At 67.7% G+C, this 20,598-nt stretch carries 16 protein-coding genes; 6 read left to right on the top strand and 10 right to left on the bottom strand.

Going from position 1 to position 20,598, the window contains the following annotated elements:
- Positions 1–19: 19 nt before the first annotated feature.
- From AC07PT_RS07520 to AC07PT_RS07500, 5 genes are all read right to left on the bottom strand, one after another.
- The gene (locus AC07PT_RS07520; RefSeq protein ID WP_494656326.1) at positions 20–958 is read right to left on the bottom strand and encodes an alpha/beta hydrolase; all 939 of its coding nucleotides are present in this window, start codon (positions 956–958) and stop codon (positions 20–22) included.
- A 39-nt stretch (positions 959–997) separates the two neighbouring features.
- Positions 998–2,461 carry a flavin-containing monooxygenase gene (locus AC07PT_RS07515; protein ID WP_494656325.1) on the bottom strand — a complete coding sequence of 488 codons (1,464 nt, stop codon included), beginning with the start codon at positions 2,459–2,461 and terminating at the stop codon, positions 998–1,000.
- 139 nt (positions 2,462–2,600) lie between these two features.
- A complete protein-coding gene (locus tag AC07PT_RS07510) occupies positions 2,601–3,866 on the bottom strand; it encodes an NAD(P)/FAD-dependent oxidoreductase (protein ID WP_494656323.1) in 1,266 nt (421 codons plus the stop codon).
- Complete coding sequence (locus tag AC07PT_RS07505; RefSeq protein ID WP_492346734.1) at positions 3,863–4,186, bottom strand: 2Fe-2S iron-sulfur cluster-binding protein; 324 nt, start codon at positions 4,184–4,186, stop codon at positions 3,863–3,865. The genes AC07PT_RS07510 and AC07PT_RS07505 overlap by 4 nt, the downstream gene beginning before the upstream one ends.
- A 15-nt stretch (positions 4,187–4,201) precedes the next feature.
- Positions 4,202–5,380, bottom strand: a complete 1,179-nt coding sequence (locus AC07PT_RS07500) for a cytochrome P450 (RefSeq protein WP_492346733.1) — start codon at positions 5,378–5,380, stop codon at positions 4,202–4,204.
- Positions 5,381–5,494: 114 nt separating this feature from the next.
- Here AC07PT_RS07500 and AC07PT_RS07495 point away from each other — a divergent pair, with 114 nt between their 5' ends.
- Positions 5,495–6,472 carry a helix-turn-helix domain-containing protein gene (locus AC07PT_RS07495; protein ID WP_494656322.1) on the top strand — a complete coding sequence of 326 codons (978 nt, stop codon included), beginning with the start codon at positions 5,495–5,497 and terminating at the stop codon, positions 6,470–6,472.
- On the opposite strand, the gene AC07PT_RS07490 is transcribed toward AC07PT_RS07495, so the two are convergent.
- The gene (locus AC07PT_RS07490; protein ID WP_492346731.1) at positions 6,439–7,365 is read right to left on the bottom strand and encodes a LysR family transcriptional regulator; all 927 of its coding nucleotides are present in this window, start codon (positions 7,363–7,365) and stop codon (positions 6,439–6,441) included. The two genes, AC07PT_RS07495 and AC07PT_RS07490, sit on opposite strands and share 34 nt — an antisense overlap.
- Before the next feature lie 86 nt (positions 7,366–7,451).
- Here AC07PT_RS07490 and AC07PT_RS07485 point away from each other — a divergent pair, with 86 nt between their 5' ends.
- From AC07PT_RS07485 to AC07PT_RS07475, 3 genes are all read left to right on the top strand, one after another.
- Complete coding sequence (locus AC07PT_RS07485) at positions 7,452–7,820, top strand: protocatechuate 4,5-dioxygenase subunit alpha (RefSeq protein ID WP_492346730.1); 369 nt, start codon at positions 7,452–7,454, stop codon at positions 7,818–7,820.
- 44 nt (positions 7,821–7,864) lie between these two features.
- On the top strand, positions 7,865–8,701 hold the full coding sequence (locus tag AC07PT_RS07480; protein WP_492346729.1) for a class III extradiol dioxygenase family protein: 837 nt from the start codon (positions 7,865–7,867) through the stop codon (positions 8,699–8,701).
- 75 nt (positions 8,702–8,776) lie between these two features.
- On the top strand, positions 8,777–9,790 hold the full coding sequence (locus AC07PT_RS07475) for a Bug family tripartite tricarboxylate transporter substrate binding protein (RefSeq protein ID WP_494656321.1): 1,014 nt from the start codon (positions 8,777–8,779) through the stop codon (positions 9,788–9,790).
- Positions 9,791–9,792: 2 nt separating this feature from the next.
- On the opposite strand, the gene AC07PT_RS07470 is transcribed toward AC07PT_RS07475, so the two are convergent.
- Both AC07PT_RS07470 and AC07PT_RS07465 read right to left on the bottom strand, forming a co-directional pair.
- Entirely contained in the window at positions 9,793–10,713 is a 921-nt protein-coding gene (locus AC07PT_RS07470) for a ZIP family metal transporter (protein WP_494656320.1), read from the bottom strand.
- Positions 10,714–10,857: 144 nt separating this feature from the next.
- On the bottom strand, positions 10,858–11,763 hold the full coding sequence (locus AC07PT_RS07465; protein WP_494656319.1) for a dienelactone hydrolase family protein: 906 nt from the start codon (positions 11,761–11,763) through the stop codon (positions 10,858–10,860).
- A gap of 169 nt (positions 11,764–11,932) precedes the next feature.
- Between AC07PT_RS07465 and AC07PT_RS07460 the strand changes: the two genes are divergently transcribed.
- Together AC07PT_RS07460 and AC07PT_RS07455 are read left to right on the top strand one after the other, a co-directional pair.
- Entirely contained in the window at positions 11,933–13,999 is a 2,067-nt protein-coding gene (locus AC07PT_RS07460) for a sensor domain-containing diguanylate cyclase (RefSeq protein ID WP_494656318.1), read from the top strand.
- Positions 14,000–14,010: 11 nt separating this feature from the next.
- Positions 14,011–14,907 carry an NAD-dependent epimerase/dehydratase family protein gene (locus tag AC07PT_RS07455; protein ID WP_494656317.1) on the top strand — a complete coding sequence of 299 codons (897 nt, stop codon included), beginning with the start codon at positions 14,011–14,013 and terminating at the stop codon, positions 14,905–14,907.
- A 43-nt stretch (positions 14,908–14,950) separates the two neighbouring features.
- Here the strand turns inward: AC07PT_RS07455 and AC07PT_RS07450 are convergent, their stop codons facing one another.
- Complete coding sequence (locus tag AC07PT_RS07450; RefSeq protein ID WP_494656316.1) at positions 14,951–17,503, bottom strand: bifunctional diguanylate cyclase/phosphodiesterase; 2,553 nt, start codon at positions 17,501–17,503, stop codon at positions 14,951–14,953.
- A gap of 176 nt (positions 17,504–17,679) precedes the next feature.
- Positions 17,680–20,568 (bottom strand): DNA polymerase I, encoded by a 2,889-nt coding sequence (polA, locus tag AC07PT_RS07445; protein ID WP_494656315.1) that lies wholly within the window; start codon positions 20,566–20,568, stop codon positions 17,680–17,682.
- Positions 20,569–20,598: the final 30 nt, after the last annotated feature.

Raw genomic sequence — 20,598 nt, 5'->3', positions numbered from 1 at the left:
GGGCCCACCCAATGGCCACCTAGGCCCTCAGCATGGTCCCAAAGCGCTCGATGCTGCGGGTGATGATGGCCTGGGCCGCCGGCGACCAACGGCCCATGTCGAAAAAGCCGTGGATCATGCCGGGGCCTACGATCAGTTCGGCCTGGCCGCCGGCCTTGCGCAGGGCCTGCGCATAGGCCACGGCCTGGTCGCGCAGCGGATCGAACTCGGCATTCACGATCAGGGCGGGCGGCAGGTCGGCTAGGCTGGCCGCCTGAAGTGGGGCCAGGCGGGGGTCCAGCGTGTTGAGCACATGGCCGGCGTAGTGCTGGTAGAACCAAGCCATGGTCTCTGTCTCCAGAAAATAGCCCTTCGCGTTTTGTTCGGCACTGGCATACACCGCGGCCACGTGATCCACCGAGGGGTAGATCAAGAACTGCGCCACCAGCGGCAGGCCGGCATCACGCAGCTGCTGGGCAACCACGGCGCTGAAGTTACCCCCCGCGCTGTCCCCCGCCACGGCCACGCGCTCATTGCCGCCCAGTTCGAGGGCATGGGCCACCACCCATTGGGCGCCGGCCACGGCATCGTCGATGCCCGCAGGAAAGGGGTGTTCAGGCGCCAGGCGGTAATCCAGAGACACCACCACGGCCTGCGCCCCACGGCAGATCTCGCGGCACATGTTGTCATGCGTGTCGAGGTTGCCAATGACATAGCCGCCGCCATGAAAAAAAACCACGGTGGGGAAGGTGCCTGTGGCCTGCGGGCGGTAGATGCGGGCCGGAATGGGGCCCGCCCCGCCGGGGACAGTGGTGTCCTGCACGCTGGCCACAGGCACACGCTGCTCAGGCGTGAGGGTGCCCGCCGTCAGAGCCAGGTAGCCGGCACGGCCTTGCTCGGGCGTGCCCTGGGCGACAGGGCGGGCACCGGAGGTAGCCATCATCTGCAGAACACCGGTAAGGTGAGGATCGAGGGGCATGCAATGTCTCCTGGGGGCTGTTGGAATGTTTGAAACGGTTCAGCGGTAACGCAGAGCCTCATCCTGCAGCGATGCGGCGGGCAGGGTGACGCGCTCCTCAGCGTACTCCAGGCCGTGCCGCCACGGATGGCGATCCCCCTGGCCGAAGAGTTGGGACTGTGTGCGCATCACATAGCCGGCATTGAAGTTGTCGGCCTCGCTCCAGGGCCGGCGGGACATGTCGGCATCCGCCGCAGGCACGGTGGCTTGCACCATGGTGCAGCCCTGTTCGCGCAGGTGGGTGAGCAGGCGGCACACCCAGTCGCACACCAGATCGGAGCGCAAGGTCCAGCTGGAGCGGAAATAGCCTTGCGTGTAAGCCATGTTGGGAACCCCCTCCACCATCAGGCCCCGGTAGGTGATGCGCTCGGGCCAGGCCACCGGCACCCCGTCGACCTCGAAGCGGATGCCGCCGAACAGCTTGAGCTTGAAGCCCGTCGCGGTGACGATGATGTCGGCCTCCAGATGCTGACCGCTGGCCAGCTGAATGCCTTGCGCATCGAAGCATTCAATGGTGTCGGTGACCACCGAGGCCCGCCCCGAGCGGATGGCCTGGAACAGATCCCCATCCGGAACTTTGGCGATGCGTTGCTGCCAGGGCCGGTAGCGCGGGTTGAAGTGCCGATCCAGGTCGTAGCCCTCGGGCAGTTGGGGTCGGACCTCGTCGATCAGCAGGGCCCGCAAGGCCTCGGGCTGCTCAAAAGACAGTCGGATGACCTCGTCCGATCGGGCCACGAAGGCCCGGCGCATGATCTCGTGAAACCAGGCATCGGGCAGATTGAGCGGGCGCAGCTGAGCCGCCAGCGGATGCTCCCAGGGCTCGGCCGCAAAGAACGTGGGGGAGCGCTGCAGCATCGTGACGTGCGCCGCCTCACCCGCCAGGCTGGGGATCAGGGTGGCCGCCGTGGCCCCCGACCCGATGACCACCACGCGCTGGTCTGCGCAGGACAAATCTGCTGGCCAATGCTGGGGGTGCACCACCTGCCCCTGGAAGTCCTTGAGCGTCGGCCATTCCGGGGTGTAGCCCTGATCATGGTCGTAATAGCCCGCACAGATCCAGAGAAAGGCGGTGGTGAAGGTCTGGCTTTCGTCAGACCCCTCGCGGGTCATGGTGAGCGTCCAGCGCCTGCGCTCGGAGGACCAGCTGGCCGACCGCACCTGATGGCCATAACGGATCCGCGGGGCCAGCTCGTTTTCTGCGATCACCTCGTCCAGGTAGGCGCGGATCTCCTCGGCGGTCGCGATGGCGCGCCCTTTCCAGGGTTTGAAGCCGTAGCCATAGGTGAACAGGTCGCTGTCCGAGCGCGCACCCGGGTAACGGTGGGTCCACCAGGTGCCGCCAAAGCCTGGCATGGACTCAAGTAGGCAGAAGGAACGATCGGGGAGGCGCTGGCGCAGATGGCAGGCCGCGCCGAGGCCGGAGATGCCGGCGCCGATGATGAGAACGTCGAAGTCTTGCGTCATGTCCGAGGCCTCCTGGTTGGCTGACCAGGGTCATCCTAGGGCCCAGACCAAAACCCGCACGCACCCACGCGACAGAAGTCCCGAGTGGCTGGACGCGCCTGCAGGCCCCCTCCCGGGGGCCTGCAGGGTCAGAACGCCATCAGCCCGCCAGCAGCCCCGCCAGGTTGAAGCCCAGATCCGCCGCCTGCTCGGGCGTCGGCGATACGCCGGCCTCCAGCAGCTTGCGCGCCGTGAGGTGGTCCTTGGCGGCGTTCACCGAATCGACCGCCACCAGACGCCCGGCGCGGTACTGGAAGACCGAGAACGGGCCGTCCTCCAGGCTCCCACGCAGCACCGCCTGGTCGGCCCCTTCGGACAGGCCGGCCATCTGCAGCTTGCGGTCGTACTGGTCGGACCAGAACCAGGGGGTGGCCGTGAAGGGTCGCTCCTGGCCCAGCAGCGCCGCCGCGGCCGATTTGCCTTGCTCGGAGGCGTTTTGCACCGACTCCAGGCGCAGCAGCCGACCGTCGGGCAGGCGGCGCGCCGCGCAATCGCCGGCCGCCACGATGAGCGGGTCCGACGTGCGCCCGCAGGCGTCCACCACGATGCCACGGTCCACCGCCAGGCCCGCCTCTCGGGCCAGGGCATCGTTGGGCTGCACGCCCACCCCCAGCACCACCAGACCACACGGCAGTTCGCGGCCATCGGCCAATTGCACGGCCCGGGCCTGGCCGTCTTGCACCACCAGGCACTCGATGGCTGCGCCCAGCGCCAGCGCCACGCCATGGCGGCGGTGCAGTGCGGCGTACCACTCGGACAGCTGAGGGCTCAGCACCCGGCCCAGCAGGCGCGGTGCCGCCTCCAGCACGGTCACGGCCACGCCCTTCTTGCGCGCGGTGGCCGCCACCTCCAGGCCGATGAAGCCGCCGCCAATCACGACCAGGGGCAAGCCCTCGGCCTGGCACCGGGCCAGGCCGGCAGCGATGGCCACGGCGTCGTCTCGGCTGCGCAGGGTCAGCACATTCGCGGCCTCGGCGCCCGCCAGCGGCAATCGGCGCGGTGTGGCACCCGTGGCCAGCAGCAGGCCGCTGTAGTGCAGCGCGCTGCCGTCGGCCAGCCGCACGCGTTGCGTCGCCCGGTCGATGGCCTGCACCGGGCTGCCGGTGCGCAGGGTGATCTGCTTGCGGGCCAGCATCTCGGGCGCGCGCATCAGCAACTGAGCCGCTTCCACCTCGCCGGCCAGCCAGGCCTTGGACAGCGGCGGGCGGTGGTAAGGCGCATGGGGCTCGTCGCCGAGCAGGGTGATGGCGGCGCTGAAGCCGCCGCTGCGCAGGGCCTCGGCCGCCATCAGCCCGGCCTGGCCGGCGCCGACGATGACGATGTGCGCCCCGGCGTCCGGTGCGCCCGCCTCGGGCCCGGCGCTCACTCCTGGACCTCGGGCAGGGTCAGGGTACCGCCCGCCAGGGCCGGGCTGGCCTTGATCTGGCAGGCCAGGCGGCTGTTGGGGCGCCGCTCGGCGGCCACGTTGTCCAGCATGTCGAGTTCGCCGGCGCTGGGTGCGGGCAAGGCGGCCATCAGCAGGTCATCCACATAGCAGTGGCAGGTGGCGCAGGCGCAGGAGCCGCCGCATTCGCCCAAAATGCCGTCAATGCCGTTGGCAATGGCGGCCTGCATCAGGCTCCAACCGTCAGGCACGTCGACGTCGGTGCGGCTGCCCGAGGCTTCGATGTAGGTGAGTGTGGTCATGGGTGGGCTCCAGGTTCAGCGGGTGCTCAGGTCCAGCACCAGGGGGCTGCGGAAAGTGGACGAAGGCATCCAGGCCAGTTGGTCCTGCATGCGGCGGTACTCGGGCACCACCTGGTGGAACTCTTCAAAGGCGGTTTTGACCGCCAGGCGCGCGATCGCCGTGCCCAGGCAAGCGTGCACCCCACCGCCAAAGCCCAGGTGACCCCGCGGCTTGCGCGTGATGTCGTAGGCATCCGGGTTGGGGTACTGGCGCTCGTCGCGGTTGCCCGAACCATAGGCCAGGCAGACAAAGTCGCCGGTCTTCATGGTCTGGCCGTGCAGGGTCACGTCCTTCATCAGACGGCGGCGGAAGCGCTGGGCCGAGGTGTTGAAGCGCAGCGACTCCTCGATGGCATCGGGCAGCAGGGCCGGGTTGGCCACCACGGCGCGGCGGGCCTCGTCGAAGGTGGCCAGGTTGTAGGCAAACATCATCATGAAGCCGCCCAGCGACTCGACACCGGCCATGATCAAGGTCGTGGTGGTCAGCAGCACCTCGCGTTCGTCCAGGCGGTCGCCATCGATCTCGGCCATGGCAAAGTGGCTGATCAGGTCGTCACGCGGCTCGGCGCGGCGCATGGCAATCACCTTGGAGGCGTATTCCTGCATCCAGTTGTAGGCCGCGATGTGCTCGGGGCCCTTGGTGCGGGTGCGAGCATCGCTTTGCACCATCAGCACGGCGTTGTCGCGCACGGTCTGCTCGTCGACGATGGCCTCGTCGCCCATGGGCAGGCCCAGCGCCGCCATCAGCACCTTGACTGTGAACTGCGACGAAACCTCCTTGAAATCGAAGCGTTCCACCCCGCGCAGCTGGCCGAACACCTGGCGCGCCACGGCACGGATGGGCTCGTCCAGCGCCATCAGGTTGCGCTTCATGAAGGCGTGCTGGATCAGGCCGCGCAGGCGGTCATGGCGTGGTGGGTCGGAGCTGCCGAGCGTGGCGCCGGCGCGACCGGGCAGCTCGGTCATCAGGTTGCCGCTGGCCGAGGAATAGGTCTGCCAGTCCTGGCCCGCCGTCACGATGTCGGCATAGCGCGACAGCACCCACATCTGGGCCTCGGGGCTCCAGAAGCAAGGCTGCTCATCGCGCAGGATCTTGTAGTACGGGAAAGGGTCGGCATCGATGGCCGGTGAGTAGGGGTCGAAACTGAAGCTCATGTTGTCTCCTGGGGCACCCGCTGTGGGGCTGGACTGGATTCTGTTTTGACCTGGGGCAAAGCACAGTGGACGGAAGCCGGCCAATACTTGCACTTTTGACGCGCCCTGACTGACATGCCCCACTCGCCTCGCTCACCCGCGCCCGTGCGCCGCCGCTTCAACACGCTGCCGGCCTTTGCGCTGTATGGTGAAGCCGGCAGCCCTGGCGCAGCCTTGCTGCACATCGAATCCATCGAATCCCGCAGCCGCCTTTACGACTGGGAGATCGATGCCCATGTGCATCAGGGTTTGCACCAGGTGCTGTGGCTTCGCTCGGGCTGGGCCGAGGTCGTCTTGGACGAAAGCCGCAGCCGCTGCGTGGGCCCCACGGCGGTGCTGATCCCGCCCGGTGTGGCGCACGCCTTCCGTTTCTCGTCCGACAGCGATGGCCATGTGCTGACCGTCAACGCCCACCTGCTGGCCGAGGGCGAGGCCGCCGGCATGGGGCGGGCCCTGCAGCAATTGTTCGCCCGACCACGCGCCCTGCCGCTGGAGGCCGGCTCGCCCGATGTGTCTCGCCTGCAGCCCCTGTTCGAGGCCCTGCAGGCCGAAAACAGCGCTGACGATGCCGCGGATGCCCCGGTGCCGCTGTGGCTGGCGCGGGCCGTGGTCTGGCGCCTGGCGCAACTGGGCCAGCGCGGCCAGCCCGACCAGCCCGAGGTGGGCAGCCCCCAGGGCGGGCCAGGCGAGAACCGGCCCTCACGCCGGCAGGCCCTGTACACGCGCTGGGTGGTGCTGCTGGAGTCGCACTACCGCGAACACTGGCCGGTGTCGCGCTATGCCGAGCAACTGGGCCTGTCCACCGAGCGGCTGAACCGCATGGTGGCGGCCGAAACCGGGCGCAACGCGCAAGAACTGCTGCACGCCCGCCTGGCCCGCGAGGCCTGCCGCCGGCTGGTGCACATCGCCGCCCCGGTGCAGCGCATCGCCTTCGATCTGGGCTTTGAAGACCCGGCCTACTTCTGCCGCTTCTTCAAGCGCCACACCGGGCAGTCGCCCCGCGCTTATCGCCAGCAGGCTCAGGGCCTGACCGCTCCCGTGTCGGGCGGCTGAACCTCGCGGGCCACCCGCTCCAGGGCGGCGCGCAGCCACTGGTGCACCGGGTCGCTGTGATGGCGCAGGTGCCACACCTGGTACATGGGCATGGGCGGGGTGGCCAGGGGCACCGGGGCCATGGCCAGGCCCAGCAGGCTGTGGCGCGCCAGCAGTGAAGGGGCCGTGGCCAGCCAGTCGCTGCCGCGCAACATCGAGCCCAGCGCGGCCATGCCGGGCACGCTGGCCACGAAGCGACGCTCCAGGCCCTGGCCCAGCATCCATTGGTCGATGTCCAGGGCACGGCGGGGTTCGTACAGCACGGTCACATGGTTGGCTGCCAGGTAGGCCTCGCGGCTGCTGGGCGCGGCCCGCTGGCTGGGGTCGTAGAACACGCCGTAGCGGTCTTCGAACAGGCGCTTTTGCAGGATGTCAGAGCCCTGGGGGGGGCGTGGCGTGATGATCAACTGGCACACCTCGTCGCGCAGCAAGGCCGGGCCGGGCGCGCCCGACTTGATCACCCGCAAGGTGACACCCGGGGCCTGCTCGCGCAGGCTTCGCAGCAGGGGCGGCAGCAGCAGATCGCGCTGCAAGTCATTGGCGGCGATGGTGAAACAGGTGTTGAGCCGGGCCGGCTCGAAGCCGGCCGCCACGCTGAAGGCCTCGAGTTCATCCAGCAGGTGCCGGGCCCGCTGGGCCAGCAGGCCCGCCTGCGCCGTGGCCACGATGCCCCGCCCCGACTTGACGAACAGGGGGTCGCCCACGATGGCGCGCAGCCGGTCCAGGCCGTGGCTGACCGCCGACTGGGTCAGGCCCAGGCGCTGCGCCGCACCGGTCACGCTGCCGGCCTCCTGCACCGTCACCAGCAACTGCAGCAGACGGGCATCCAGGCTCAACCAATCGATTTTGTTCATGAGATGTATGAGTATCCATCTGTTTATCTTTGGCAATGGCCTCGGAATACTCCAGCCCTGACACAGATCAACCGCAGGAGACCCCGATGACCGCCACCAAGCCCCAGATTCCGGGCACCACCTTGTTCGACGGCGACCAGGCCCAGAAAGGCTACGCCTTGAACAAGATGTGCTTCTCGTTCAACAGCGCCGACCAGCGCAACGCCTTCAAGGCCAACGAAGCTGCCTACATGGCCGCCTACGGCCTGAACGAAGAACAGTCGCGAGCCATCCGTGAACGCGACGTGCTGGGCCTGCTGGCTGCCGGCGGCAACGTGTACTACCTGGCCAAGTTTGCCGGCATCCTGGGCCTGGACGTGCAAGACCTGGGCGCGGCCCAGACCGGCATGAGCAAGGACGCCTTCAAGGCCATGCTGGTGGCCCACAACCAGCAACCCGACACCCTGGCCGCCTGAGCCATCCCCCACAAGCACGATCACAACGACAACGGAGAAACAAAATGGCAAAGATTGTTGGTGGCATGACCACTTCCCACGTGCCCGCCATCGGTGGCGCCATGGCCAAGGGCATTCAGAACGAGCCTTACTGGAAGCCCTTTTTCGATGGCTTTCTGCCGGTGCGCCAGTGGCTGGACGACGTCAAGCCCGACATCGCCGTGGTGTTCTACAACGACCACGGCCTGAACTTCTTCCTGGACAAGATGCCCACCTTCGCCGTGGGGGCCGCGCCTCAGTACAACAATGCCGATGAAGGCTGGGGCATCCCCACCCTGCCGCCGTTCAAAGGCGCCACCGACCTGTCGTGGCACATCATCAACCACCTGGTGGAACAGGAGTTCGACATCACCACCTGCCAGGAAATGCTGGTGGACCACGCCTTCACCTTGCCGCTGAAGCTGTTCTGGCCAGAAGGCGAGTGCCCGGTGCTGACCGTGCCGATCTGCATCAACACCGTGCAGTTTCCCCTGCCCAGCGCCAAGCGCTGCCTGGCCCTGGGCAAGGCCGTGGGCCAGGCCATCGCCAACTGGGACAGCGACAAGAAGGTGGTGGTGATCGGCACCGGTGGCCTGAGCCACCAGCTCGATGGCGAGCGTGCCGGCTTCATCAACAAGCCCTTCGACCTGAAGTTCATGGACAGCCTGTTCAATGACCCCGAGTGGGCCACCCAGTTCAGCATCCCCGAACTGGTCGAGAAGACCGGCACCCAGGGCGTGGAGCTGCTGATGTGGCTGGCCACCCGGGCCGCCGTACCGGGCCAGGTGCGCAAGGTGCACACCAACTACCACATCCCGATCTCCAACACCGCGGCCGGCACCATGGCCTTTGCCGCCGCGTAAAGCTCGCCGGCCTGCCCGCCGAGTGCGGGCGTTCTGCCTAGAATCGCGGCGACAACCCTCGTTGGAGACTCGAACATGACCGAACGCCAAGCCCGCCCAGGCACTGCGACCCCCAACCGCCGCCAGGCCCTCCTGCAGACCGCAGGGGCCCTGGCGGCGTTTTCATGCGGGCAGGCCGCCCAGGCCCAAGGCAGCTACCCGGCCAAACCGGTGCACTTGGTGGTCGGCTACCCCGCCGGGGGGGCGGTGGACATCGTGGGCCGCACCGTGGGCCAGGCCATGGCCACGCTGCTGGGCCAGCCGGTGATCGTCGACAACAAGCCCGGGGCGGGCAGCAACATCGCCATCAAGTCGGTGATCGACAGCCCGGCCGATGGCTACACCCTGCTGGTGGCCGCCAATGCGCTGGCCGCCAACATGGCGCTGTACCAACCGGCCCCCTTTGACGCCGAGCGCGACCTGGCCCCGGTGGGCCTGATTGGCCGCGTACCGGTGGTGCTGGCCGTCAACCCCGGTGCCGGCTTCGACACCCTGGCCCAATTGCTGAAAGCCGCCAAGGACAAGCCGGGCAGCGTGAACTACGCCACCCCGGGCAATGGCTCGACCCCGCATCTGGCGGTGGAACTGTTCGAGCGCGCTGCCGGCGTGCAATTGGCCCATGTGCCCTATCGCGGCGGCGGCCCGGCCATCACCGATGTGGTGGGCGGCCAGTTACCCCTGGTGGCGGTCAACGCGCTCGAAGCCGTGGCCCAGGTGCGCGCCGGCAGACTCAAGGTGCTGGCGGTGATGAGCGCCAAACGCAGCAGCCTGTTCCCTGAGGCCCCGACCCTGGCCGAATCGGGCTTTGCCGGTTTTGAAGCCTCGGTCTGGTATGGCCTGCTGGCCCCCGCCGCCACCCCCAAGCCCGTGCTGGCCCAGCTGAATGCAGCCCTGCAAAAGGCCCTGGCCCAGAAAGACGTGCGCGACAAACTGAGCGCCGCCGGCGGCGAGGTCGAACCCGGCAGCGCCGACGCCTTTGCCACCCTGCTGCACAACGAACGTGCCCGCTACGACAAGGCCGTCCGCGCCGGGAACATCAAGCCGGATTGAGGCTAGTGCCCATGGGCCAGGCCGCTGGCCCAGGTGACCAAGACGATGCCGAGCCCAAGCCAGAACACCTGGGCCAGGGTCTGGCGGGCCGTGAGGCGCTTTTGCAGTTGCGGGATCAGGTCGGCCAGGGCCACATAGATGAAGCTGCTGGAGGCCACGGTCAGAAAGTAAGGCAGCAGGTCTTCCAACTGCTCGACCAGGAAAAAGCCCACCAGCCCGCCCAGGGCCGTCACGGCGCCCGCCAGCGACACCTTCATCAGCGCCAGACGCCGGTTGCGGCTGGCGCGCCGCAGCACCACCAGGTCGCCCATGTGGTGCGGCACCTCGTGGGCCAGCACGGCCAGCGCCGACACCAGGCCCAGGCGCGGATCGGCCACGAAGGCCGAGGCGATCAGAATGCCGTCGCCGAAGCAGTGCACGCTGTCGCCCGTGATCAGCGACCAGCCGCCGGACAGGCTGGGGCTGGTGTCGTGTGCATGGGCGTTCGCATGGGCGTGAGAGTGGGCATGGGCATGGGCGTGGGAGGCGGCGTGCGCGTGGGCATGCCCTTCGTGGGCGTGCCCCTGCGGGAGCCCCCCTCCATGCGCGTCAGCCTGCGCCGGGTCCGTCGCAGCCGGCCCGTGGTCATGCCCATGTTCATGCCCGTGGTGCCACAGTTCGGCCTTGTCGAGCAGGAAAAAGAACACCACCCCGATCAGCAGGGTGGCAAACAAGGCGTGCGGGCTGGCCTGGCCCTCAAAGGCCTCGGGCAACAGGTGCATGAAGGCGGTGGCCAGCAGGGCACCGGCCGCCAGGCTCAGCAGGTGCTGGGCATTGATGCCGCCACGCCCCGAGTCCACGCCGGCACGCATCAGGAAAGCGGCCACCCAGACACTGCCGATGCCGGCAGTCAGGGTGGCAAGAATGATTTGGAGCAAAGTCATAAGCAATCGTCGGGCGGGGCCGGTCACGGGTCACGGCCGGGCCCTGCGCATCTGGGCCGGGCCCGCCGCATCAGGCAAACCGCTTGCCTGGGCCCGGCAGGCCAACCAGGCCTTGGGGCAGTTTAGCGGCTGGGCCGGCCGGGTTCAGGCCACCCCATGCTGTTTGAACCATTCCAGCATGCGTTTCCAGCCCTCTTCGGCGGCCTCCTTGCGATAGCTGGGGCGATAGTCAGCATGGAAGGCGTGCGGGGTGTCGGGGTAGACCACGAACTGCGAGGCGCGGGCGGCCTCCGGGCCCGCCGCCAGCGCGGTCTTCATGCGCTCCACGGTGTCCAGCGGGATGCCGGTATCGGCACCACCGTACAGGCCCAGCACCGGCGCCTTGAGGCTGGCCACACGGTCGATCGGGTGCTGTGGGGTCAGCTCGCTGGGCTGACCCACCAGGCGGCCGTACCAGGCCACCGCCGCCTTGACGGGTGCATGCGCCGCATACAGCCAGGTGATGCGGCCACCCCAGCAAAAGCCGGTGATGGCCGTCTTGTCGAGGTTGCCGCCGTTGGCACCGGCCCACTTCAGGGTGGCGTCCAGATCGGACAGCACCTGGGCATCCGGCACCTTGGACACCAGCTCGCTCATCAGCCGGGCCATGTCGGTGTACTTGGAGGCATCGCCCTGGCGGCTGTACAGCTCAGGGGCAATGGCCATGTAGCCATGGCGCGCCAGGCGTCGGCACACATCCGCGATGTACTCGTGCACCCCGAAGATCTCCTGCACCACCAGCACCACCGGCAGGTGGGTCTTGCCGGTGGGCGAGGCACAGTAGGCCGACAGGGCAAAACCGTTGACGTCGATGCTCACACGCCCGGCCTCCAGGCCTTCGGCGGTGGTGTGGATGGCCGTCTGGGCCTGCAGCGGCTGCGCTGCGGCCGCATAACCCAGCCCGATGCCCAGTGCCGCCTGCAGCGCAGTGCGCCGACTGGGGCCCGCCACGCCACTCTGGCCGGCCGGCAGCAAGGCCTCGAATTCAGTCTTCAGATCGTCAGACAGCATGAAACGCTCCAGGTGATGAGGTGCAGGTCGATGAGGCATGGCAGTGTAGGCAATTCGCGCCAACCCTGCCGACGATCGGCCTCAGGAAGACGTTCGGTGAGCCCCCTACCCCGGCTTTTTGTAACAATTAATGACAAAGACGTAGACTGAGACACCTGCTCCTCACGCCATGCCAGCCACCTCCAGCCCAGCCCCCACCCCCGACCCCCTGTTGCACCGCCTGGGCAGGCCCCTGATCCTGTGCACGGCCGGGGCCTTGCTGATCCTGGTGGCGCTGGCCCGCTCGGCCTGGCTGTTGGCGCTGGAACACGATGCCGCAGGCCTGGTCCTGTGCGTGCTGGCCATGGTCCTGCCCGGCATCGGGCTGATGTGGCTGTGGCAACACGTTCGGCAGGTGCGCGAGCACAGCCAACAGCAACAGGCGGCATTGATCGAGGCCCAGGCGCGCAGTGAACGACTGGAGGGTGCGCTGCGCTGCTTTCCGGACGCAGTGGCCCTGTTCGACGCCCAAGACTGTCTGGTGCTGGCCAGCGACCGCTACCGCAGCATGAACCCGGCAGTGGCCCCCTTGCTGCAGCCCGGCGTGCCTTTTGAGCGCATCTTGCGTGCCGCCGCGGCCGCGGGTGAGGTCGTGGAGGCCGTGGGCAACGAAGAAAACTGGGTGCGCCAGCGCATGAGCCAGCACCAGAGCCTGCGGCAGGACTTTCTGCAGAGCCTGGCAGGCAACCGCTGGGTGCGGGTCAATGAATGCCGTACGCCGGACGGTGGGCTGATCGGCCTGCGCACCAATGTGACCGACTTCGTGCGCCAGCAACAGGCCCTGCAAGAAGCCCGCAGCGATGCGCAGCAGGCCCGCCGCCTGCTGGTGCGGGCCCTGGACGCCCTGCCTGCGGCGCTGGAGATCTTTGACGAGCAAGACCACCTGGTGATCTACAACCGGGCCTTGCAGAACATGTTCCCGCACATCGACTACCCGCGATCGGTGGGGCGCCCTTTTGCCGAGATGGCCGCCGAAAGCTTGCGCCACCATGCGGTGGTCGAGGCCGTGGGCCAGGAAGAACAATGGCTGGCGCAGCGCCTGCAGAACCGTGCCAGCATGAGCAACCGCAGCTTTCTGCAAGAGCTGTCGGGTGGGCGCTGGGTGCAGGCCTACGAGAGCCGCACGCCCGAGGGCTATGTGGTGGCGATCCGGCTGGACATGACCGAACAGGTGAAACAACGCGAGGCCTTGGAACAGGCCCAACTGGAGGGCCAGCGCGTTCGGCAACTGCTGATGGACGCACTGGAGGCCCTGCCCGAAGGCCTGGCCGTGTACGACACCGACGACCGCCTGCTGTTGTGCAATACCCAGTACCGGGTGATGTACAGCGGGCTGGCCCACCTGCTGCAAGCCGGCCGATCCTTCGACGAACTCATCGAATATTCAGTGGCTCACCAGCATTTCGGGCGGGCCCCGCAAAGCGGCGAAACGGCCGAAGATTGGGCTGCCCAGCGCCTGGCCTCACACCGCCAGCCCGGGCCCGCCATGCTGGTGCCCATGCACGATGGGCGCTGGTTCCGGGTGCACGAGCGCAAGACCGCCGAGAAGATGACCGTGGGCGTGCATGTGGACGTGACCGAGTTGGTGCTCAAAGAGCAGCAACTGGCCCATGCCAACCAATTGCTGGCCACGCTGTCGGCCACCGACGGCCTGACCGGACTGCACAACCGGCGCAGCTTTGACGAGGCCCTGGCGGCCGAGTGGCAGCGCTGTGCCCGCCACGAGTTGCCACTGGCCCTGCTGCTGGTCGATATCGACCACTTCAAGCTCTACAACGACCATTACGGCCACCTGGCGGGCGATGATTGCCTGCGGCGGGTGGCCCAGGTGCTGAATGCCGATTTCCGGCGCACCGGTGAGGTGGTGGCCCGCTATGGCGGCGAAGAATTTGTGCTGCTGCTGCCCGGCATCGCGCTGGAGGGCGCCCGCGAGGTGGCCCAGCGTTGCCTGGAGCGCATCCGCACCGAAAACATTCCCCATGCCGCCTCGCCCACCAGCCCCCGGCTGACGCTGAGCATCGGCGTGGCCGCCTGGGTGCCGGACGGCAAAGCCCATGTGCACCAGACGCACCGACTGATCAACGCGGCCGATGCCGCGCTCTACCACGCCAAGCAGAACGGACGAGCCCGTTATGTCCTGGCCAGCGACTTGAAGGACATGAGCGAACCGCCCACCTTGTCAGGCACCGATCACTGACAATGCGCCCCATGCACATCCTGATCACCGGTTCACGCGGCTTCATCGGTCGCACCTTCAAACAGGCGCTTGAGCGGGCGGGCCACACGGTGCTGGGCGGGATCTCGCCAGGCCGCCCACCCGGACCGGGCGAATGCACGATGGACTTTGCCCGCGACACCCGTGCCGAGGTGTGGCTGCCCCGGCTGCAAGGGGTGGATGCCGTCATCAACACCGTGGGTGTGCTGCGCGACAGCCGCAGCCGCCCGATCGATGCGGTGCACCGTGACACGCCCATGGCCCTGTTCAGCGCCTGCGCTCAGGCCGGTGTCCAGCGGGTGGTGCAGATCTCAGCGCTGGGCATCGAGGGCAGTCCGACCCGCTACGCCAGCACCAAACGCGCCGCCGACCAGCACCTGCTGGCCCTGGCCGCCGCCCCCGGTGGGCCCGGCGCGGTGGTGCTGCGCCCCAGCGTGGTGTTTGGCCACGGGGGGGCCAGCAGCGCGATGTTCATGGGCCTGGCGCGGCTGCCCGTGGCGGTGTTTCCGGGCCCCATGCTGACGGCGCGGGTGCAGCCGGTGTCGGTGCACGACCTGGCCGAGGCCGTGGTAGCCCTGTTGGGCCCGGCGCTGGACCAGCGCGGCATCATTGAATGCACCGGGCCGGCCCCCCTGAGCCTGGGCGACCTGGTGGCCAGCCTGCGGGCCCAGTCGGGCCACCGACCGGCCTGGCTGCTGCGCCTGCCGGATGCGCTGACCGCACTGAGCGCCCGCCTGGGTGACCTGGCCCCGGCCTCGGTGCCTTGGTGCAGCGAGACCCTGGCCATGCTGGGCAGCGACAACGTGGGTGACCCTGCCCGCTTCGAGGCCCTGCTGGGCCATGCGGCCACCCCCAGCGGCGAGCTGGTGGCCCGGGCCTGGCGCGGCTGAAGAGGCCAGCAGCGCCCAGGGTCAAGGGCTGGTCAGGGACAGGTCATGCGCTGACGTCGGCCACGGGGTGCGACTGCACCCACTGCCGCCACATCTCGGCCATGGGCGCCGGGCGTCCGAACAGGTAACCCTGCCCCAGGGTGCAGTTGAGTGACCTGAGCAACTCGGCCTGCTCCTCGGTCTCCACCCCCTCGGCAATCGCTGGCACCTGCAAGCCGTGGGTGATGTCGATGAAAGCCTTGAGAATGGCCGCGCTGCGCGCATTTTGCTGGGCCGCCACCAGAAAGCTGCGGTCGATCTTGATCTCGGTGAAAGGAAACTTGTTCAGGTAGGACAGCGAGGAGTACCCGGTCCCGAAGTCGTCCAGGGCCAGGCCCACGCCCAGCGCCTGCAGTTCGCCCAGCGTGGCGCGCATCACCGGGTCGTCCTCGACCAGCAGGCTTTCAGTGATCTCGATCACCAAGGCCTGGGCCGGCAGGCTGCTGCGCGCCAGCACCTCGCGCACCCGGTCGACGAAGTCGGCCTGCACCAGTTGCCGCTGGGACACATTGACGTGCACGATGAAGCCGTCGGCCAGCCGGTGCTCGCGCATCAACTGGGCCACCTCGACAGCCGACTGGCGCATCACCCAATGCCCCAGTTCGATGATCAGGCCAGACTCTTCGGCCAGTGGAATGAACTGGGCCGGGCCGATGGCACCGCGCTGGGGGTGCTGCCAGCGCAGCAGGGCCTCCAAGCCGCACAGGGCGCCGGTGTCCAGGCTGACCAGCGGCTGAAAGTAAACCTGGAACTGGCCCTGCGCGAGGGCCACATGCATGTCAGCCGTCAATTCGGCGGCCAGGCGATTGCGCTCCAGCAGCGATTCATCAAAATCGACCCGCTGGCCGCGCTCACCCGACTTGGCCTTTTGCAACGCGGCACTGGCAAAGCGCAGCAGGTCGCGCTCGAACGTCTGCCCGCTCGCCTGGGCACTGACCACACCCAGGCTGGCGCCCACCAGCACCTCGTCGGTGTCGGTCTGAAACGGCTCGTTGAAGCAGCCCCGCAGCAGGCGGATGAAAGACTCGGTGCGGCCCTCGTCTGCGGCCCCGAAAAGCACCACCAGGAACTCGTCACCCGAAACCCGCCCCACCAAGGCCTCGTCCGGGCAGATCGAACGCAACCGCATGCCGATCAGGCGCAGCAGTTCGTCACCCGCGCGCGGGCCCAGCGAGGCATTGACGGCCCGAAACCGGTCCACACCGAACAGCAACAGGGTCACGTCACGGTGTTCAGGCCAACGGCAGGCCGCCATCAAGCCTTCGCGGTTGGGCAGGCCGGTGACGGCGTCCAGCAGGGCCATGTCATGCAGCTTGTCCAACTGGGCCCGGATGCGTTGCGACATGGCATTGAAGGCATGGGTCAGGGTGGCAATCTCGTGCACGTGGCTGGCCTCGATCACGGCCGGCGGCGCCTCGGGGCCAGCCGCCAGCAGGGTGGCGGCCCGGGCGGCCTGGCGAATCGGATGGGCGATGCGGCGCAGCACCAGCAGCCCGACCAGCAGGCCAGCGCCCGAGATCGACAGCACCAGCACCAGCGCGAGTCGAGCGGTGTCACGCGCCTGCCCATTGAGGTCGGACTCGGCCACCAGGGCCACCAGGCGCCAGTTGAGACCGCGCTCATCGTGCAACTGGGTGCTGCGGCCAAAGTAGCGCTGCCCCTCCTGCACCACGCTGAACTCTGCCGCATCGGCCCCGCCCAGCGGGCCGAGCGCCTCAAAACTGGCCTTGACCAGGGGTTGATGGCTTTGCGTTGCGGTCAGGATCTGCCCCTTGACGCTCGGTCGGGCCTCCTCCACGTGCGAATAGGCCAGCATGCGCCCTTGCGGATCCACCACATAGGCCAAGGCCGAGGGATGCTCTTGCAACAAAGGCAGATGGCGCAGCAAGGCCGACAGATCGTTGAGGGACACGTCGGTGCCCAGCACCCCCAACAGGCGGCCATTGGCGCGGTACACCGGCGTGGTGGCCGAAATCGAGGTGGAGTCGCCAAAGCTGGAGACATAGACCTCCGTCCAGCGCGGCTGCCCCAGGCGGGCGGCTGGGGTGTACCAAGGGCGCTGACGCGGGTCGTAGCGCTGGATCACGGCCTGCTCAGTCCCGCTGTCGGTGTCGTAACTGATCAGGCGCTCGGCCGTGCGGCGGTCTTTGAGAAAGGTCTGCAGCCGACCGTCGGGGCCGATCTTGATGCCGAAGAAATCACCCTGCTCGGTGCCCAGCTGGATCATGCCGACCTGGGGAAAGTGGGGACGGTAGATGGACTTGAAGTGACCGCTGAAAAGGGACTGCACAGCGCTCATGTCGCCGCCGTGGACAAGGTCCTGGCGCGTCAGCAGGTCAGCCATGCTGAGTTGCAAGGTGTAGATGACGTTGAGGTGACTGATCACCTCGGCACGCATGTGATCACTGGTGGCAAACAGGAGGTTGCGGCCACTGGCCTCGATGAGTCGGGCCGAGGTGAGGCGCTGCGCACCGATCAGGATGCCGATCGTGGTCAGCAGCACGCCCCCGAAAGGCAGTGCCAGCGCGACCCACAGCGGCATCCTCCATCTGGACATGACAACTCCTGAAACCCAGTTTCAATCGGCGTCTGGTGCCGAATTGCCCGATAGCAGGCCCCGTTGACACTGATTGCGCCCGATGCGAAATCGATGTTAACAGGCCCTTACCAATGAAACGCGACAAATGAGCATTTCTCTCATTTTTGCGCGCCCAGCGCCCACCCTGATCTCACTCAGTGGGCCTGGTCCCAGTTATGGCCCACGCCCACCTCGGCCAGCAGCGGCACCTGCAGGCTGGCCACACCGGCCATGACGGCCGGGATGGCCTGGCGCAACCAGTCCAGCTCGGACTCTGGCAGCTCGAACACCAATTCGTCGTGCACCTGCATGATCATGCGGGTGCCGCGCTGCTCGGCATCAAGCAATTTCTGCACCTGCACCATGCTCATCTTGATCAGATCGGCGGCCGTGCCCTGCATCGGCGCGTTGATGGCCGCGCGCTCGGCGCCAGCGCGGCGCGGGCCGTTGGGTGAGTTGATCTCAGGCAGGTACAGGCGACGGCCGAACACGGTTTCGACATAGCCCTGCGCCTTGGCCTGGGCGCGGGTGTCGTCCATGTAACGGCGTACGCCCGGGTAGCGCTGGAAGTAGCGGTCGATGTAGGCGGCAGCGGCCTTGGTCTCGATGCCCAGGCTTTTGGCCAGGCCAAAGCTGCTCATGCCGTAGATCAGGCCGAAGTTGATGGTCTTGGCATAGCGGCGCTGCTCGGTGCTGACCTGCTCCAGGGCCACGCCGAAGACCTCGGCCGCAGTGGCACGGTGCACGTCCAGGCCCTCGCGGAAGGCGTTCAGCAAGGCCTCGTCACCACTGAGGTGGGCCATGATGCGCAACTCGATCTGCGAATAGTCGGCACTGGCGATCAGGCGACCTGCCGGGGCCACGAAGGCCTCGCGCACCCGCCGGCCCTCAGCCGTGCGGATGGGGATGTTCTGCAGGTTGGGGTCGTTGCTGGACAGGCGTCCGGTCACGGCCACCGCCTGCGCATAGTGGGTGTGCACACGGCCGTCACGCGGCAGCGCCAGCAGGGCCAGCTTGTCGGTGTAGGTGCCCTTGAGCTTGGACAGGCTGCGGTGCTCCAGGATGCGCGCCGGCAGCGGGTAGTCTTCGGCCAGCTTCTCAAGCACCTCTTCGTCGGTGCTGCGGGCGCCGGTGGCGGTCTTCTTGATCACCGGCAGGCCCAGCTTGTCGAAGAAGATTTCGCCCAACTGTTTGGGGCTGCTCAGGTTGAAAGGCTGGCCGGCGATCTCGTAAGCCTCGGTTTCGAGCTGCAGGATGCGCTGCCCCAGGTCATGGCTTTGCTGCTGCAGGGTGGGGGCGTCGATCAGCACGCCGTTGCGTTCGATGCGGTAAAGCGCCTCGCTGCTGGCGATCTCCAGCTCGTAGATCTCGCGCAGGCGTGGCAGGGCCTGCAGCTGCGGCCACAACACCTGGTGCACGGCCAGGGTCAGATCGGCATCCTCGCAGGCGTACTGCGAGGCCCGGTCGATGGCCACCTGGCTGAACGGGATCTGGTGCACGCCTTTGCCGCACAGGTCTTCGTAGCTCAGGCCGCTGCGCCCCACATGGCGTTCGGCCAGGCTGCTCAGGCCGTGCGGTTTGTGCACTTCCAGCACGTAGCTTTGCAGCATGGTGTCGTGCACATAGCCCTGCACCTCGATGCCGTGGTTGGCAAACACATGGCGGTCGTACTTGATGTGCTGGCCCAGCTTGGGCCGGCTGGCGTCCTCCAGCCAGGGCTTGAGTCGGGCCAGCACCTCGTCGCGCGGCAACTGGGCCGGGGCATCGGGGTAGTCATGGCCCAGGGGCACATAGGCGGCGGCGCCCTCTTGCACACTGAGGCTGAGGCCCACGATCTCGGCGCGCATGGCATCCAGCGAGGAGGTCTCGGTGTCAATGGAGCACAGCTCGGCACTTTGCAGCAGGGTCAGCCAGCGCTCGAAGGCCGGCCAGTCGAGCACGGTTTCGTAGTGCTCGTTGGCCACGGCCACCGCATCGCCCTCGGCCGCCGGGGCCGGATCGGCGAACAAATCACCAGTGCCACCCTCATCGGCAGGCGCCGAGGCTGGTTTGGAGGATGCCTTGGCCTTGGCCAGGGCCGGCGCGGCCACAGCGGCCCCGCCCAGGTTGCGGGCCAGGCCCTTGAAGCCATATTGCTCGTAAAACGTGCGCAGGGGCTCGTTTTGCGGCGCCCGCAGGGCCAGGGTGGAGAAGTCGGGCAGGCCGGGCACCCAGGCCTGCAGATCACAGTCGGTCTTGATGGTGACCAGTTGACGCCCGGTGGGCAGCCAGCCCAGGGTGTTGCGCAGGTTTTCGCCCGCCACACCCTTGATCTCACCGGCCCGCGCCATCAGGGCCTCCAGCGAGCCGTACTCAGCCAGCCACTTGGCCGCCGTCTTGGGGCCCACCTTGGGGACGCCGGGCACGTTGTCCACGGTGTCGCCCACCAGGGCCTGAAAATCGATCATCAGCGACGGCGGCACGCCGAACTCGGCGGTGACACCAGCCACATCGCGCTTCTTGCCGTTCATCGTGTCAATGATGGTGATGTGCTCGTTCACCAACTGGGACAGGTCCTTGTCGCCGCTGGACACCACCACCGTCAGCCCCTGGCGGGCAGCGCCCACGGCCAGGGTGCCGATCACGTCATCGGCCTCGACGCCGGGCACATCGAGCACGGTCCAGCCCATCAGGCGCACCACCTCGTGGATGGGCTCGATCTGGCTGCGCAGATCGTCGGGCATGGGCGCGCGCTGGGCCTTGTACTCGGGGTAGATCTCGTCGCGAAAGGTGGGGCCCTTGGCATCGAAGATGCACACGGCGTAGTCGGCAGGCACCTCCTTGCGCAGGCTCTGCATCATGTTGATCATGCCGCGGATGGCCCCGGTGGCCGGGCTGCCCGGGTCACCTGGCACGGCACGCAGGTCGGGCATGGCGTGAAAGGCGCGGTAAAGGTAGCTGGAGCCGTCCACCAGCAGCAGGGTGGGCGGGGCGCTGGCGGCATTGCCAGCGGAACCGGTCTCGGCGGTGGCTTGTTCGGCGGGGTCGTGGGCTTCGTCTTGCATGGACGCGATTGTGCATTGCCTACAATCAAG

This window comes from Curvibacter sp. GW821-FHT09D12, assembly GCF_059416245.1.
The sequence above is the reverse complement of the archived record's forward strand: the minus strand, read 5'-3'. Positions and strand labels throughout refer to the sequence as shown.

Bases quoted from the DNA above. Each gene is read 5' to 3' on its own strand.
- AC07PT_RS07520 (WP_494656326.1), bottom strand. From the start codon at position 958: ATGCCCCTCGATCCTCACCTTACCGGTGTTCTGCAGATGATGGCTACC.
- AC07PT_RS07515 (WP_494656325.1), bottom strand. From the start codon at position 2,461: ATGACGCAAGACTTCGACGTTCTCATCATCGGCGCCGGCATCTCCGGC.
- AC07PT_RS07505 (WP_492346734.1), bottom strand. From the start codon at position 4,186: ATGACCACACTCACCTACATCGAAGCCTCGGGCAGCCGCACCGACGTC.
- AC07PT_RS07500 (WP_492346733.1), bottom strand. From the start codon at position 5,380: ATGAGCTTCAGTTTCGACCCCTACTCACCGGCCATCGATGCCGACCCT.
- AC07PT_RS07495 (WP_494656322.1), top strand. From the start codon at position 5,495: ATGCCCCACTCGCCTCGCTCACCCGCGCCCGTGCGCCGCCGCTTCAAC.
- AC07PT_RS07490 (WP_492346731.1), bottom strand. From the start codon at position 7,365: ATGAACAAAATCGATTGGTTGAGCCTGGATGCCCGTCTGCTGCAGTTG.
- AC07PT_RS07485 (WP_492346730.1), top strand. From the start codon at position 7,452: ATGACCGCCACCAAGCCCCAGATTCCGGGCACCACCTTGTTCGACGGC.
- AC07PT_RS07480 (WP_492346729.1), top strand. From the start codon at position 7,865: ATGGCAAAGATTGTTGGTGGCATGACCACTTCCCACGTGCCCGCCATC.
- AC07PT_RS07475 (WP_494656321.1), top strand. From the start codon at position 8,777: ATGACCGAACGCCAAGCCCGCCCAGGCACTGCGACCCCCAACCGCCGC.
- AC07PT_RS07470 (WP_494656320.1), bottom strand. From the start codon at position 10,713: ATGACTTTGCTCCAAATCATTCTTGCCACCCTGACTGCCGGCATCGGC.
- AC07PT_RS07465 (WP_494656319.1), bottom strand. From the start codon at position 11,763: ATGCTGTCTGACGATCTGAAGACTGAATTCGAGGCCTTGCTGCCGGCC.
- AC07PT_RS07460 (WP_494656318.1), top strand. From the start codon at position 11,933: ATGCCAGCCACCTCCAGCCCAGCCCCCACCCCCGACCCCCTGTTGCAC.
- AC07PT_RS07455 (WP_494656317.1), top strand. From the start codon at position 14,011: ATGCACATCCTGATCACCGGTTCACGCGGCTTCATCGGTCGCACCTTC.
- AC07PT_RS07450 (WP_494656316.1), bottom strand. From the start codon at position 17,503: ATGTCCAGATGGAGGATGCCGCTGTGGGTCGCGCTGGCACTGCCTTTC.
- polA (WP_494656315.1), bottom strand. From the start codon at position 20,568: ATGCAAGACGAAGCCCACGACCCCGCCGAACAAGCCACCGCCGAGACC.